Origin of the sequence: Dorea sp. 210702-DFI.3.125 (assembly GCF_020560945.1) — a bacterium.
Classification (GTDB): domain Bacteria; phylum Bacillota; class Clostridia; order Lachnospirales; family Lachnospiraceae; genus Dorea; species Dorea formicigenerans.
Window position 1 is genome coordinate 1 of sequence record NZ_JAJCNF010000036.1, and the last position, 14,769, is coordinate 14,769.

The 14,769-nt window shown below is 41.7% G+C and carries 14 protein-coding genes and 1 pseudogene; 13 read left to right on the forward strand and 2 right to left on the reverse strand.

Going from position 1 to position 14,769, the window contains the following annotated elements; genetic code table 11:
• Positions 1–185: pseudogene (locus tag LI164_RS13730) on the forward strand (hypothetical protein); the annotation flags it as partial.
• 4 nt (positions 186–189) lie between these two features.
• Positions 190–1,005, forward strand: a complete 816-nt coding sequence (locus LI164_RS13735) for a PHP domain-containing protein (protein ID WP_005334233.1) — start codon at positions 190–192, stop codon at positions 1,003–1,005.
• Positions 1,006–1,086: 81 nt separating this feature from the next.
• Here the strand turns inward: LI164_RS13735 and feoB are convergent, their stop codons facing one another.
• A complete protein-coding gene (gene feoB, locus LI164_RS13740) occupies positions 1,087–3,132 on the reverse strand; it encodes a ferrous iron transport protein B (protein WP_117606442.1) in 2,046 nt (681 codons plus the stop codon).
• Positions 3,132–3,359: a FeoA domain-containing protein gene (locus LI164_RS13745; RefSeq protein ID WP_005334231.1), complete on the reverse strand. Its 228-nt coding sequence runs from the start codon at positions 3,357–3,359 to the stop codon at positions 3,132–3,134. Before LI164_RS13745 ends, feoB begins: the two co-directional genes overlap by 1 nt.
• A 125-nt stretch (positions 3,360–3,484) precedes the next feature.
• On the opposite strand from LI164_RS13745, the gene LI164_RS13750 reads away from it, so the two are divergent.
• The 11 genes from LI164_RS13750 to LI164_RS13800 all read left to right on the forward strand — a co-directional run bounded on the left by LI164_RS13750 (position 3,485) and on the right by LI164_RS13800 (position 14,661).
• Entirely contained in the window at positions 3,485–4,513 is a 1,029-nt protein-coding gene (locus LI164_RS13750; RefSeq protein ID WP_227087277.1) for a hypothetical protein, read from the forward strand.
• A 563-nt stretch (positions 4,514–5,076) separates the two neighbouring features.
• Positions 5,077–5,952, forward strand: coding sequence for a pyridoxal 5'-phosphate synthase lyase subunit PdxS (gene pdxS, locus LI164_RS13755; RefSeq protein ID WP_005338657.1), 876 nt, complete (start codon positions 5,077–5,079; stop codon positions 5,950–5,952).
• A gap of 1 nt (position 5,953) precedes the next feature.
• A complete protein-coding gene (pdxT, locus tag LI164_RS13760) occupies positions 5,954–6,508 on the forward strand; it encodes a pyridoxal 5'-phosphate synthase glutaminase subunit PdxT (protein WP_005334228.1) in 555 nt (184 codons plus the stop codon).
• A 196-nt stretch (positions 6,509–6,704) separates the two neighbouring features.
• A complete protein-coding gene (cysK, locus tag LI164_RS13765) occupies positions 6,705–7,637 on the forward strand; it encodes a cysteine synthase A (protein ID WP_005334224.1) in 933 nt (310 codons plus the stop codon).
• 87 nt (positions 7,638–7,724) lie between these two features.
• Positions 7,725–8,171, forward strand: coding sequence for an Rrf2 family transcriptional regulator (locus LI164_RS13770; RefSeq protein WP_227087278.1), 447 nt, complete (start codon positions 7,725–7,727; stop codon positions 8,169–8,171).
• A gap of 90 nt (positions 8,172–8,261) precedes the next feature.
• On the forward strand, positions 8,262–8,882 hold the full coding sequence (locus tag LI164_RS13775; protein ID WP_040015571.1) for a peptidase C39: 621 nt from the start codon (positions 8,262–8,264) through the stop codon (positions 8,880–8,882).
• Positions 8,883–9,090: 208 nt separating this feature from the next.
• Positions 9,091–10,662: an isopeptide-forming domain-containing fimbrial protein gene (locus LI164_RS13780; RefSeq protein WP_227087279.1), complete on the forward strand. Its 1,572-nt coding sequence runs from the start codon at positions 9,091–9,093 to the stop codon at positions 10,660–10,662.
• Positions 10,663–10,686: 24 nt separating this feature from the next.
• Positions 10,687–11,964 (forward strand): 3-isopropylmalate dehydratase large subunit, encoded by a 1,278-nt coding sequence (gene leuC / locus LI164_RS13785; protein ID WP_117613059.1) that lies wholly within the window; start codon positions 10,687–10,689, stop codon positions 11,962–11,964.
• On the forward strand, positions 11,964–12,458 hold the full coding sequence (gene leuD / locus LI164_RS13790; RefSeq protein WP_117494098.1) for a 3-isopropylmalate dehydratase small subunit: 495 nt from the start codon (positions 11,964–11,966) through the stop codon (positions 12,456–12,458). Before leuC ends, leuD begins: the two co-directional genes overlap by 1 nt.
• Before the next feature lie 47 nt (positions 12,459–12,505).
• A complete protein-coding gene (gene thrC, locus LI164_RS13795) occupies positions 12,506–13,993 on the forward strand; it encodes a threonine synthase (protein ID WP_168932798.1) in 1,488 nt (495 codons plus the stop codon).
• 410 nt (positions 13,994–14,403) lie between these two features.
• On the forward strand, positions 14,404–14,661 hold the full coding sequence (locus LI164_RS13800; RefSeq protein WP_005334216.1) for a heavy-metal-associated domain-containing protein: 258 nt from the start codon (positions 14,404–14,406) through the stop codon (positions 14,659–14,661).
• Positions 14,662–14,769 lie beyond the last annotated feature (108 nt).

Below are 14,769 nucleotides of genomic sequence, written 5' to 3' on the forward strand. Positions count from 1 at the left end.
CGGAAGGATATCTGGATGAGGAAGAGGCAGAAGAGCCGGAAGGATATCTGGATGAGGAAGAGGCAGAAGAGCCGGAAGGATATCTGGATGAAGATGAGGATTTTTCAGATGATGAGTCAGAGGATATCGAGATCAGGGATTTGGATTTAGACGATATTCCATCTGACGAGGAGAGCGAGGAATAGGCTTATGAAACTGGACATGCATTGTCATGTAAAGGAAGGGTCCATTGACAGCAAGGTGAGCCTGGACGAGTACATTACACTTTTAAAAGAACGTGGATTTGACGGAATGCTGATTACAGATCATGATACGTATAAAGGATACCGACACTGGAAATACCAGATGAAGGGAAAAGTACATGATGATTTTGTAGTCTTAAAAGGAATTGAGTATGATACTTGTGACGGGGGACATATTTTATGCATTATGCCAGAAGGCGTGAAGATGAGACTTTTGGAACTCCGAGGTCTTCCGGTTGCAGTATTGATTGATTTTGTGCATAAGCACGGAGGAATTCTGGGGCCGGCACATCCATGCGGGGGTAAATATTTAAGTTTTACGAACACAAAGCGTTATTACAAATCACCAGAGTTATTTAAGCGGTTTGACTTTATTGAAGTATTTAATGCATGTGAATCAGCAGAGTCTAATGCGAGAGCCCTTAAGCTTGCACAGAAATATAAGAAACCGGGAATCGGTGGCAGTGACGCACACCGACCTAATTGTGTAGGTATGGGGTATACCATTCTGCCAGAGCGAGTGACATGTGAGACAGAGCTGATCGCACTGATCAGGTCAAAATCTTCAGTGATTGAGACCGGCGGCAGTCTGTATGGAAAGACGACAAAAGACAAGATGGGAAAGGCGGATAAGATTCTGACATATTCTTTCTGGTTTTATAATAAGGCCGGTACAATCATGCGTAAGAGAAAACGTATGCTGAATGGAAAGATTGAGAATCCTGTCGATCCGATTGATCCGATTGAGTTGAAATATATGTAATAAATAAAAAAGAAGTATTCTGATAAATGAGATTTTACTCAAAGTCAGAATACTTCTTTTTTAGTGCGCCCTTATAAGAGCTTAGAACAAACTTGCGATATGATAAACTACAAAACTTATAATCCAGGCAGTACACAGCTGATAGAGCAGGATAAAACCAGTGGATTTCCAGCTTTGCAACTCACGATGAATCGTTGCAATGGTTGCTGTGCATGGTACATATAACAGACAAAATGTCATAAGTGCATAAGCATTTGCCGGGCCAAAACCAATGGCACCAAGAGAAGCCACCATTGCGGTCATTCCGTGGGCAGTCGTAATATTTTGAATTCCGAAGAGTACGCTGCAGCTGGAGACAACAACTTCTTTTGCGGCAATACCAGCGATCAAAGCTACAATAATCTGCCAATATCCGAGTCCGACCGGTTGAAAGACCGGTACGATCAGGCGTCCAATGACAGAACCAAAGCTTTCAGAAATATCTGTTACATATCCATGAGGACCAAAGTTTAAGATTGCCCACATTAAGATGGATGCGATAAATATAACAGTTCCAGCTTTTGTAAGATAATCTTTTATCTTCTGCCATACATAAATCGCAATCGTATGGGCACTTGGAGTTTTATATTCCGGCAATTCGATCAACAAGGCATGTGTCGCTTTGCTTCCGTCGATTTTGGACAGGATAAATGCTGTTGTAATTGCGATAATGATGCCGAGCAGATACATGGAATAGCAGACGATCATGGCATATTTTCCAAAGAACATAGAGGAAAATAAGACATAGATCGGAAGTCTTGCACTGCACGACATAAATGGTGTAATCAGGATAGTCTTAAAACGGTCTCTTTTATTTTCAAGTGCCCGGGAAGCCATGACTGCAGGTACGGTACAGCCGAATCCGAGCAACAATGGAAGGAATGCTCTTCCGGATAATCCGAGACTGCTCATAATATCGTCCATGACAAATGCAACTCGTGACATGTATCCACTGTCTTCCAAAAGCGCAAGGGCCAGGAAGAGAATGAAAATGTTTGGTAGAAATGTCAGAATTCCGCCAACTCCTGAAATGATGCCGTCTACGATCAACGAAGTCAACATCGGACTTGTGTGGACAGCAGCAAGACCATTTGATACGAGATTTGAGAATACTTCAAGAGCAATCTCAAAATATCCTTTCATCCAGTCTCCTACAGTAAATGTGAGGAAGAATACAAATGCCATGATCAGAAGGAAAATCGGAAGACCAAGCCATTTCCCGGTCAGGTACTTATCAATTCTTTCTGTAGAGGCTGCCTTCTGAGCTTTGTTGACAAGTACTTCATCAATAATTTCTTCGATAAAGTCATATTTTTGATTGATAATATCCTTTTCATAGCTTCTGTCTACAATTTGTTCCATTCCGGCAAGTGGATATTGATCCAGAATATTTTTATCCATTTCCAGATATTTGATGGCGTGCCAACGCATATTATCCATTTCCGGATAAGTTGCGGTGATCAAAGTAATCAGTGCATCGATTTTATCTTCTATAAGGTCGGAATAGACCATGGCATATTCTGAGTGATGATTATGCCGGTGTTCAGAATGCATTCCTTTGTGATGATGAATAAAAGGTCCCTGGCTGGCATATTCACTGTGATGGGAAACGGCATGCAGCAGAATGGAAAGTCCTGTCTTTTTTCGTGCTGATACAGGGATTGCTGGAATTCCAAGCATTTCCGGGAGGCGGTGCAAGTCAATTTCCATGCCGCGGCTCTCTACAATATCCATCATGTTCAGAGCCAGTACAACGGGTTTTCCGAGTTCGATCAGTTGAAGGGCCAGATAGAGATTACGTTCCAGACTGGAAGCGTCAATGACATCTACAATGACATCAACTTCATCACTCATGATACATTCTCGAGATACAGTCTCTTCCATTGTATAAGAAGTCAGACTGTAGATTCCCGGAAGGTCAATGAGACGGAACTTCTGATCTTCATAGGTCGTGAAGCCTTCTTTCTTTTCCACTGTGACACCGGGCCAGTTAGCTACCTTTAGATTTGCACCGGTGTAAGCGTTAAAGAGGGTTGTCTTGCCGCAATTTGGATTACCGATGAAGCCTACATTAATGATTTTTTCCATTATTCTGTGACCTCCTTCACTTCGATGTGGTCTGCGATTCTTTTGCCAAGTGCAAATCGTGTGCCACGAAATCTGGCGGTAAGAGCACCTTTTTTATTGTTGTTCAATATTGTGATTTTGGCGCCTTCTGTCAATCCAAGCGCTTCTAGACGTCTCTCAAGAAGAAGCTCAATGTTGATAGAAAGAACCTGATAAGTTTTGTTATTTTTGCCTTGCTTTAAAGTCATCTTTTGTCCTTTTTATAAATTGTAAATGAGAATTATTTATCGGTTACTCCACTAACTATATCATCAATTGACGAAAACTTCAATGTGAAGTATACTGGATTTCATAAACATAAAAGGGGGATTTTATGCAGATTTATTACCTGATGTTATACTTTTTCGTGTATGGTTTTCTAGGCTGGTGCACAGAAGTTGCATATGCGACAACAAAGCAGAGAAAGTTCGTGAACAGAGGTTTCCTGAATGGCCCGATCTGTCCGATTTATGGAGTCGGTGTGACGGTAGTCGTCTATTTCCTGACACCGTATAAGGACAATTTGATTTTGCTGTATGTGTTGTCCACAGTGTTGGTGACAGTCCTGGAAGGGCTTACCGGATATCTGATGGATAAGATTTTTCATCATAAATGGTGGGATTATACAAATCAGCCACTGAATATCGGTGGATATGTTTGCCTGATATTTTCCCTTGTGTGGGGAGTAGCATGCGTACTGATCGTCCGTGTGATTCATCCGGTCATTCATAAAATATTGACATTTATTCCACATACATTAGGGCTTGTAATGCTCGCAGTACTGGAAATCTGTATTTTTGTTGATTTGTATGTGACTGCGGCCGGAATCCTGAAACTGAATCATCAGTTGGAAACTATGGCGAAGATTGCCGCAGAGCTGCATGAGATTTCGGATAAGCTTGGAGAAAATATCCATGAAGGTATGATGGATACGATGGAGGCAACAGAAGAAAGACGCAAGAAACTGGAAGCAGCAACAGCAGAGAGCCGCAAGAAGCTAGAAGCTGCGACAGAAGAAGGCCGCAGGAAACTGGAAAATGTTACGGAAGAAAGCCGTCGTAAACTGGAAAGTGCGACAGAAGAAGGCCGCAGGAAACTGGAAGCTGCAACGGAAGGCAGCCGCCGTAAGCTTAGTGAGGGGCGTACAAGGATTGGTGGAACCGCAGACGAAGCAAGGCAGCAGCTTCAGGCAAGAAGTGAAGAGCTTCGTAAGAAGTATGAAGAGTTGTCAGGTCAGGGCGGAGCCGTGTCCAGACGTCTGATGAAGGCATTCCCACGTATGGAATCCAGACAGTATAAGGAGACATTTAACGAGTTACGTGAGAAGCTGAGGTTGAAAGAAAAGATGAAGAGAAAAAAATAGTAGTACAAGGTTCAGCACCATATCCAACTAGGACAACAGTTGGTGTGACAGGACTTTGCGGAGATGCATTAATAGAAATTGAGTTGATAGCGAAGAAATAATCAGGTTGAGGAAGAACAGGTCGATGGATCTGTTCTTTTTTTCGTTAGTGGCGAGTCAAAGTCCGAGTAGTCTTCCGACCTTGGTAATTGTAAGCAATCTCAGAAGGTATCTTTTGGATCTTTTTATGATTGTGTTGTGATAAGTTTAAAACTGGCTTGCTACAAAATATAAAAACTGGATATTTAATAAATACCAGTTTGCAGTATGATATGTATCATAGTTACGTAACACAGAGAAAAAATATCAGCTGGAAGGTGACTCCCACCTTTATAGGTGGTGAGAAACAAGCTGGTATCAGTGGTGGGAGTCAATCCCCCAGCTGATATAGCCTCCGGCAGGATTGCAGAGGTGCGCAGTAGAAGTATGTCATGCAATTGCATGACGCGCACCTCGCAGCAAGAATGCCGAGGCATTCTTGAATATAAAAATAAAAAATCGGATGAAGAGAAAGGTGAAAAACTATGGCAGAGAATAGATATGAATTAAACAAGCAGTTAGCGCAGATGTTAAAAGGCGGCGTTATCATGGACGTAACAACACCGGAGCAGGCAAAAATCGCAGAGGCAGCAGGTGCTTGTGCAGTTATGGCGCTGGAGAGAATTCCTGCAGATATCCGTGCAGCAGGCGGGGTATCCCGTATGAGTGATCCGAAGATGATCCGCGGAATCCAGGAGGCCGTATCAATTCCGGTCATGGCAAAATGCAGAATCGGACATTTTGTGGAGGCACAGATTCTGGAAGCAATTGAGATTGACTATATCGATGAGAGTGAAGTTCTTTCACCTGCAGATGATGTATATCACATCAATAAGAGAGACTTTAAAGTGCCATTCGTATGTGGAGCAAGAGACCTTGGAGAAGCACTTCGAAGAATTGCTGAGGGAGCTTCTATGATCCGTACAAAGGGTGAGCCGGGAACAGGAGACGTTGTACAGGCTGTCCGCCATATGCGTGTGATGAATGCTGAAATCCGCAGAATTCAGAGCTTAAGAGAGGACGAGCTCTTTGAGGCAGCAAAGCAGCTTCAGGTTCCGGTTGAACTGGTAGAATATGTTCATGAGAATGGAAAGCTTCCGGTTGTAAACTTTGCGGCAGGAGGAGTTGCAACTCCGGCAGACGCAGCACTGATGATGCAGCTTGGAGCAGAAGGAGTGTTCGTAGGATCTGGAATTTTCAAATCTGGTGATCCTGCAAAACGTGCCGCAGCAATTGTAAAAGCAGTAACTAATTATACAGATGCAAAACTGATCGCAGAACTTTCCACAGATCTTGGTGAGGCAATGGTCGGAATCAATGAACAGGAGATTGAACTTCTGATGGCAGAGAGGGGCAAATAAGATGACCGTAGCAGTACTGGCACTTCAGGGAGCATTTCTGGAACATGAACAGATGCTTAAGAAACTTGGAGCAGATTATTTTGAAATCCGTCAGAAAAAAGATCTGAACAGATCATTTGACGCTCTGATTCTTCCGGGCGGTGAGAGTACCGTGATGAGAAAACTGTTACTGGAACTTGACATTTACGATGCTTTAAAAGAGAAAATCCTGTCAGGTCTGCCAGTTTTTGGAACCTGTGCGGGACTGATCCTTCTGGCAGATGAAGTGGAAGCAGGAGTTCCGTGTTTTGGTACTATGAATATTACGGCAAAGCGTAATGCATATGGAAGACAGCTTGGAAGCTTTCATACAGATGCAGAGTTTGATGGACTTGGTCAGGTGCCGATGACATTTATCCGTGCACCATATATTGCCCAGGCAGGGGAAGGTGTTGAGATTCTGGCAGAAGTAGATGGTAAAATTGTGGCTGCCAGACAGGGACGACAGCTCGTGACAGCATTTCACCCGGAACTGGACGGGGATACGAGAATACATGAATATTTTTTGAATATGTAAAAAAATATATGTAAAAAAGAATAGTCTCGAAAAAAGAAGGACCAAGGGTTTATTATAAAACCCTAAGATCCTTCTTTTTGTTATAATTAACTTGTGATAAAACATACAAAACATAGTTGACAAGTTTGAAATGTGGTGCTATATTAATACCAACGACGAATACACACTACATTGATAGGAAAGGTAGGAAGATATCATGGCAAAGATTTACAACGGAACAATTGACTTAATTGGAAATACACCACTGGTTGAGGTTAAGAATATTGAAAAAGAATTAGGACTGGAAGCAAGAGTACTTGTAAAGCTTGAGTATTTTAATCCGGCCGGAAGTGTGAAGGACAGAATTGCAAAAGGCATGATTGAAGACGCGGAGGAAAAAGGACTCTTGAAAGAAGGATCTGTGATCATCGAGCCTACATCTGGTAATACCGGAATCGGTCTTGCGGCAATCGCAGCAGCTAAGGGATACAGAATTATCCTGACAATGCCTGAGACTATGAGTGTTGAAAGAAGAAATATCCTGAAAGCATACGGAGCAGAGATTGTGCTGACAGAAGGGGCAAAAGGAATGAAAGGTGCCATCGCAAAAGCAGATGAACTTGCAAAAGAAATTCCGAACAGTTTTATTCCGGGACAGTTTGTGAACCCGGCAAACCCAGCAACACACAGAGCAACAACAGGACCGGAGATCTGGAATGATACAGACGGAGATGTGGATATCTTTATTGCAGGAGTTGGTACAGGTGGAACACTGACTGGAGTTGGAGAGTATCTGAAAGAAAAGAAACCAGATGTTAAAATTGTAGCACTTGAGCCTGCAACATCACCGGTACTTTCAGAAGGTAAGAGCGGAGCACACAAGATTCAGGGAATTGGAGCAGGATTCGTTCCAGATGTACTGAATACAAAAGTATATGATGAGATAATTACAGTTGAGAATGACGATGCATTTGCTACAGGAAAACTTCTTGCAAAACACGAAGGAGTTCTGGTAGGTATTTCATCAGGAGCAGCTCTCTGGGCAGCAATTGATTATGCAAAACGTCCGGAAAATAAAGGTAAAACTATTGTAGCATTACTTCCGGATAACGGAGACAGATATTATTCAACCCCTCTGTTCGCTGAGTAAGATTAAAAAAGAGAGTGAATAGATATTGACGTAGGACAGCGGGCAAAAGCCGGCTGTCTGATACGTTAAACTAGAGGAGAGAAGATTATGAAACTTTCGATGAAGAGCAGATATGGCCTGCGGGCATTAATTGATCTTTCAGTAAATTCTAAAAATGAGCAGGTAGCATTGGGGGGCATAGCGGAGAGAAATAATATCTCTCCACAGTATCTGGAACAGGTATTTGCGAGCCTTAGAAAAGCAGGAATTGTCAAGAGTATAAAAGGATCCCAGGGCGGATACTTTTTAAATAAACCCGCAGAACAGATTACAATTTCAGAGGTGATCGAAGCCCTGGAAGGTGATTATAGAATCGAGGCTGAAGATGTGCCGGAAGACTGTGACTATAAAGCAGCACCGGAGGCAATACAAAAACTGATCATAGACAAGGTGAATTACGAACTGGAGAAGATATTGACAGGCATTACACTTTATGATCTGGAAAAAGAGTACCAGACATATGTAGACTATGGACAGGATATGTATTATATCTAAAGATTGAAATTTGTTTCTTATGCAACAGATTAGTTTTTTATTCATGGTGGATGCGAAAGGTATCCGTCAGTTTTTCTAAAGGAGACAGGCATGAAAAATCCATTACATTATCAGTTTTCAGAATATGACTGCGGACCGACATCTATGCAGAATGCCATTAGTTTTTTATTCGAACGAGAGGAAATTCCACCGGAAGTCTTGCGCAACATTATGCTATATTGTCTGGACTGCTATAGCAGTGAAGGAGTTCCCGGAAAAAGTGGAACGTCCTGCGCTGCCATGATGTTTCTGTCGAACTGGCTGAACAGCATGGGGGATCTGGGGATTCTCCCTGTAAAAAGCCGTTATCTGTCCGGAAAAGAAGTGTATCTTGGAAATGAAAGCTATGTTAATGATGCTCTCAGAAGAGGAGGCGCTGTTGTGCTGCGTCTGTTTTCTGATGAGTGGCACTATGTTCTTCTTACAGGCGAAGAGGGGGAACATGTCTACATGTTTGATCCGTATTATGACCAGGAAGGATATGGTCTTGATGACATACAGATTGTCGAAAATTGTCCGACGCGCTATAATCGCATTGTGCCGTGGAAATATTTTAATAAAATTGCGTTAAATGTCTATTCTCTGGGGCCTTATCAGGGGCGGGAGGCAATCATCCTTTTTAATAAGAACACAGAGCTTACGTCTGAGAAAACCATCGAATATTTTATTTAAAAGTGCTATTGACAAATCATAGCATTCTGGCTATGATAATAGCACTCGTCTAAGAAATTCTAATTTTCAGTAACACATCATGGGGTGTATCCCCAACGAAGGGAATTTATTTCTTCCCAGATTTCCAAAACGAGAAAACAGGTGAAGGGAGGTCTTTTTTGTAACCCATAAATAACAGATTCATTGATTATTAAGAGGAGAATTGCATATGGAGAAAAAAGGAGTTTATTTTGCCCGTAAGTTCATTTTGGCAGTAGGGGTGTTCTTTTTGTTACTCATTTTGCCGGCAGTGAATGCAGAAGCAAAGGAAGTATCCCTTGTAAAAGGGGATGCAATCAGGTATATGGGATATTCGACCCATTATTATTACGTGGATGGTAATCTGGCATTTTGTCTGGAGCCAGATATGAAATCACCGGGGACTGGTGTGTATAGTGCGTCAGAGCTGGATCCCAGGTCACATCTTAGTAAAGCAATGTATTATATGTACGGTGGCCCGGGGTATGAGCAATATATCAAAAGTTCACTGACCGGAGGCTGGGGTGAAGATGCCAATGCTTATTGTCTGACCCATTGTGTATTATCATACATTTATGACGGCTGTGATCAGAACAGTGCAGCGTTTAAGGGCCTGAATGCAGACATTGCCAGTGCGGTAGTCATGTATGCGGATTATGTAAAAAATCTTCCGGATATACCAGATGCAGAGCTGGCACTTTCTGAAAATGGGCTGACGGCTTATTATGACCGGGAGCAGAAATGTCAGAGGACCCAAAGTATTCGTCTTGTAGGGGATACGGCAAATAGTATCACCGTTCCGCTTCCTGATGGAGTCATGCTTGTTAATGAGACGAGAGGCACGAGTGAAAGTGGAAATGTCAAAGTATCGGGAGGAGACACATTTTACCTAAGAGCAGATGTTGCATATGGAAATGGAACGACTTGGAGCAGTGGTGAAATCAGGGGAGAAATTGCAAAATCATGGAAAATTCTTCTGGTCAAAACCGGAAATGGAAGTCAGGATATTGGGACGGCTTCTATGCAGCAGATTGTATCATCACCAATCGAATTGCAGGTAAAATGGCTGGATAAGCCGGAGCTTCAGGTAGAAAAAAATGCAGATAAGTCCGGTAAAACTTATAAATTAGGGGATATTATTACATACACGCTGGATGTGACTCAGCAGATTGAAAAAGCCATTGCAAAAAATGTGGTGATCACGGATACGATTCTTACAGAAGGAGTAAAACTTCAGAAAAATTCAGTGATATTGTTAAATGAAAACGGTGAGAAAATTCCTGACGCAAAGATTACAGTGCAGGGGAATTCTTACACAATTCATGCAGGTGAATTCCTGGAGGGACCGGAAAGCGGTCAGAAGTACACGGTAGAATATCAGGTTGCAATTACTGACGAGAGCATAATTGGAAAAGAGATTGAAAATGAAGTAGTTGTGTGTTCTGAAAATGCAGAAGAAGTTAAAGACAGAGAGACTGTGAAAGTAGAAGAAGAACCAAAACCTGAGCCGGGAGAGCCGAAAGTGGAAGAACCGACACCGGAGGAGCCGAAAGTGGAAGAACCGAAAGTAGAAGAACCGCAGATACCTGTTACACCGGCAGTTACATCGGCGAAATCATTAAAAGCATCAACTGTGAAAACGGGAGATGTAGCAAATATAACAGGAATTATCCTAATACTGATTCTTTCTTGCACCGTGATTGTGCTGTGTGGTACAATGAACGCATGGCGAAAAGCTAAGAAACATCATAAAAAGCACTAATGGAAAGAACAGGAGGTTGTCGTGATGGGAATGACAATGACGCAGAAAATATTAGCTGCGCATGCTGGACTGGATCATGTAGAAGCCGGACAGTTAATAGAAGCAAAATTAGACGTAGTAATGGCAAATGATATTACAGGACCGATGGCACTGCCGATTTTAAAGCAGATGTCCGACACTGTATTCGATAAGAATAAAGTAGTATTTGTACCAGATCATTTTACACCGAACAAAGATATCAAATCCGCAGAGAATTCAAAAGCAATCCGTGAGTTTGCAAAAGCACAGGGACTGCACTGGTATTTTGAACAGGGAAAATCCGGAGTAGAGCATGCAATCCTTCCGGAGGCAGGAGTTGTTGCAGCCGGCGAACTGATTATCGGAGCAGACTCACATACCTGTACATATGGAGCACTTGGAGCATTTTCAACAGGTGTGGGTACAACAGATATCGCAACAGGAATGGCTATGGGAGAGCTGTGGTTCAAAGTGCCGGCTGCAATCAAATTCGTATTAACTGGAAAACCGGGCAAGTATGTAAGTGGTAAAGATATTATCATTCACATCATTGGAAAGATTGGTGTAGACGGTGCCCTTTACAAATCTATGGAATTTACCGGAGATGGAATTGCCAATCTGTCTATGGATGATCGCTTTACAATGGCGAACATGGCAATCGAGGCAGGTGCAAAGAACGGAATCTTCCCGGTAGACGACAAGACAATCCAGTATCTGAATGAGCATACAAAGAAAGAATATACAGTCTATGAAGCTGACGAGGACGCTGAATATGAGCAGGTCGTTGAGATCAATCTTGCAGAAGTCCGTCCAACTGTTGCATTCCCACATCTTCCTGGAAACGCAAAAACGATCGATGAGATTGAGGCTATGGAGCCAATCAAGATCGATCAGGTTGTTATTGGATCCTGTACGAATGGACGTATGGAAGACATGAGAAAGGCAGCAGCAATTCTCAAAGGTCATAAAGTACACGAAGATGTACGTGTTATGGTAATCCCGGCTACTCAGAAGATTTACAAACAGTGTATCCACGAAGGACTGATGGATATTTTCGTAGATGCAGGATGTGCAGTGAATACACCGAGCTGCGGACCATGTATGGGTGGACATATGGGTGTTATGGCAGCAGGAGAAAAGTGTGTATCGACAACGAACCGTAACTTTGTAGGAAGAATGGGACATGTAGATTCCCTGATCTATCTTGCATCACCGGAAGTAGCAGCAGCAAGTGCAATTGCAGGATGCATCGCAAATCCTGAGAAAGTGGAGGTCGTTGAATAATGAAAGCAAAAGGACATGTATTTAAATATGGAGACAACGTAGATACAGACGTAATCATTCCGGCAAGATACCTGAATTCTTTTGATGCACAGGAACTTGCAAGCCATGCAATGGCAGATATTGATCCGGAATTTGTAAATAAGGTACAGCCGGGAGATCTGATCGTGGCAAATAAGAACTTTGGATGTGGATCCTCCAGAGAGCATGCGCCACTGTGTCTGAAGACTGCAGGAGTAAGCTGTGTTATAGCAGAGACATTTGCCAGAATCTTCTATAGAAATGCAATCAATATCGGACTTCCGATCATCGAATGTCCAGAGGCTGCGAAAGGAATTGAAGCCGGAGACGAAGTGGAAGTTGATTTTGATAATGGTATGATCTATAATCGTACAAAAGGAACGGAATTTAAGGGACAGCCATTCCCGGAATTCATGCAGAAACTGATTGCAGCAGGCGGACTTGTAAAATATACAAATAGTAAAAAAGCAAAATAAAAGTGATGCCAGGCAGAGAATTACAGGATCATAGAAGGGTGGAACAGATGGATTTATATTATAAAAGTACAAGAAATTCTAATTTGAAAGTGACTGCATCGGAGGCAATTTTAAAAGGACTTGCTCCGGACGGAGGACTTTTTGTTCCGGAGAAGCTTCCGGTACTTGGAAAGTCTATGGAAGAACTGAAGGATCTGAACTATCAGGATACTGCTTATGAAGTTATGAAGTGTTTCCTTACAGATTTTACAGAAGAAGAGTTAAGGAATTGTATTGAAAAAGCATATGACAGCAAGTTTGATGATGAGGCAATTGCTCCACTTGTAAAAGTAGAAGATACTTATTATCTGGAACTGTTCCATGGAGCAACGATAGCATTTAAAGATATGGCACTTTCTATCCTGCCACATCTGATGACAACATCTGCAAAGAAGAATCAGGTGAAGAATGAGATTGTAATTCTGACTGCCACATCCGGAGATACAGGAAAAGCTGCCATGGCAGGATTCGCGGATGTAGAAGGAACAAGGATTATCGTATTTTATCCAAAGAATGGTGTCAGCAAAGTACAGGAACTCCAGATGAGAACCCAGAAAGGGGCAAATGTAGACGTAGTTGCAATTCATGGAAACTTTGATAATGCCCAGAGTGGAGTAAAGCAGATGTTCGAAGATCAGGAACTTGCAAAAGAACTGGCTGATAAGGGATACCAGTTCTCATCAGCAAACTCCATCAATATCGGACGTCTTGTACCACAGGTCGCTTATTATGTATATGCATATACGAAACTGCTTGCAAATGGAGAGATTAAAGACGGCGAGAAGATTAATGTAGTCGTACCGACTGGTAACTTTGGAAATATTTTGGCAGCATACTATGCAAAGAATCTGGGTGTACCGATCGCAAAATTAATCTGCGCTTCTAATGATAATAAAGTATTGTATGATTTCTTCCAGACAGGAACGTATGATAAGAACCGTGAGTTTGTATTAACGACATCACCTTCCATGGATATTCTGATTTCCAGCAACCTGGAGCGTCTGATCTATCTCATCTGTGGTGAAGATTCAGAGAAGACAAAAGAGCTGATGGAAGAGCTTAAGACAACCGGAAAGTATACAATTACACCGGAAATGAAAGAAAAACTAGCTGATTTTGCTGCCGGATATTCTACAGAAGAAGAGACGGCAGAAAGTATTCATGATACCTATCAGAAGACAGGATATGTCATGGATACACATACAGCAGTTGCAGCTCATGTATGTGGACAGTATCGTGCTAAGAGCGGTGATCAGACAAAATGTGTCATTGCATCTACAGCAAGCCCATACAAATTCGTAAAAAGTGTGATGAGCGCTATCGATGCAGAGAATGCAAATGCAGATGAATTTGATCTTCTTCCAAAACTGCAGGAAGTATCAGGTGTTCCGATGCCACAGGCAATTAAAGATATTCTGGATGCAAAAGTACTTCATGATCTGGAATGTGATGCGGATAAGATGAAAGATACGGTCAAAGGAATCCTTGGAGTATAATGTAAAAATGTCATGAATTTACATGAAATAGTTTAAGTATTGTTTAGAATTTAATATCAGGGTATTTAAAAGGCCTCTTTAAAATGAAGACAAAGTAAAAAGTCTTGGTTTTAAGGAGGCCTGTTATTATGAGAAAAAAAGCAGAGAAAAAGTGAACAGTATAACAAAAAGTAAGTCTCAGATAATAAAAGAAAATCTTTGTACACTTCTTCTTATTGATAAAAAAGTTTCATCAGTTAGGTAAATAAAACCATACCATTGACTTATACCTTGGAGGGGTATAACATGAGAACGTCAGAGAGAAGAATCTGATTAAGAGTGGAGAGTCAACTGTTAATTAGATTAGATGCTTCGTTGACAAATAGAAAATATAATCTGGCAGAAACCAATAACAGGAGGCAGATAGAATTATGATAAAGACGGTATTAAAGGTAAATGGCATGATGTGCGGTATGTGTGAAGCACATATGAATGATCTGGTACGCAAGAATTTTAATGTAAAGAAAGTGACTTCTTCTGTAAAAGGTGGTGAGACAGTTGTAATCAGTGAAGAGAATCTGGATATCCCATTTCTGAAAAAGGAAATCAAAGAGATTGGCTATGAACTGGTAGACGTCCATACAGAGCCATATGAGAAAAAAGGATTCTTTCATTTTGGAAAGAAATAATCGTAAGAAATAAAAACAAGAGAATAGAGTATCTCGGAATAAAAGGTCGGAACACATGTCCCTGTGAAGTTTGAATGGATAACTTCGCAGGGATTTTTTTGATGATGG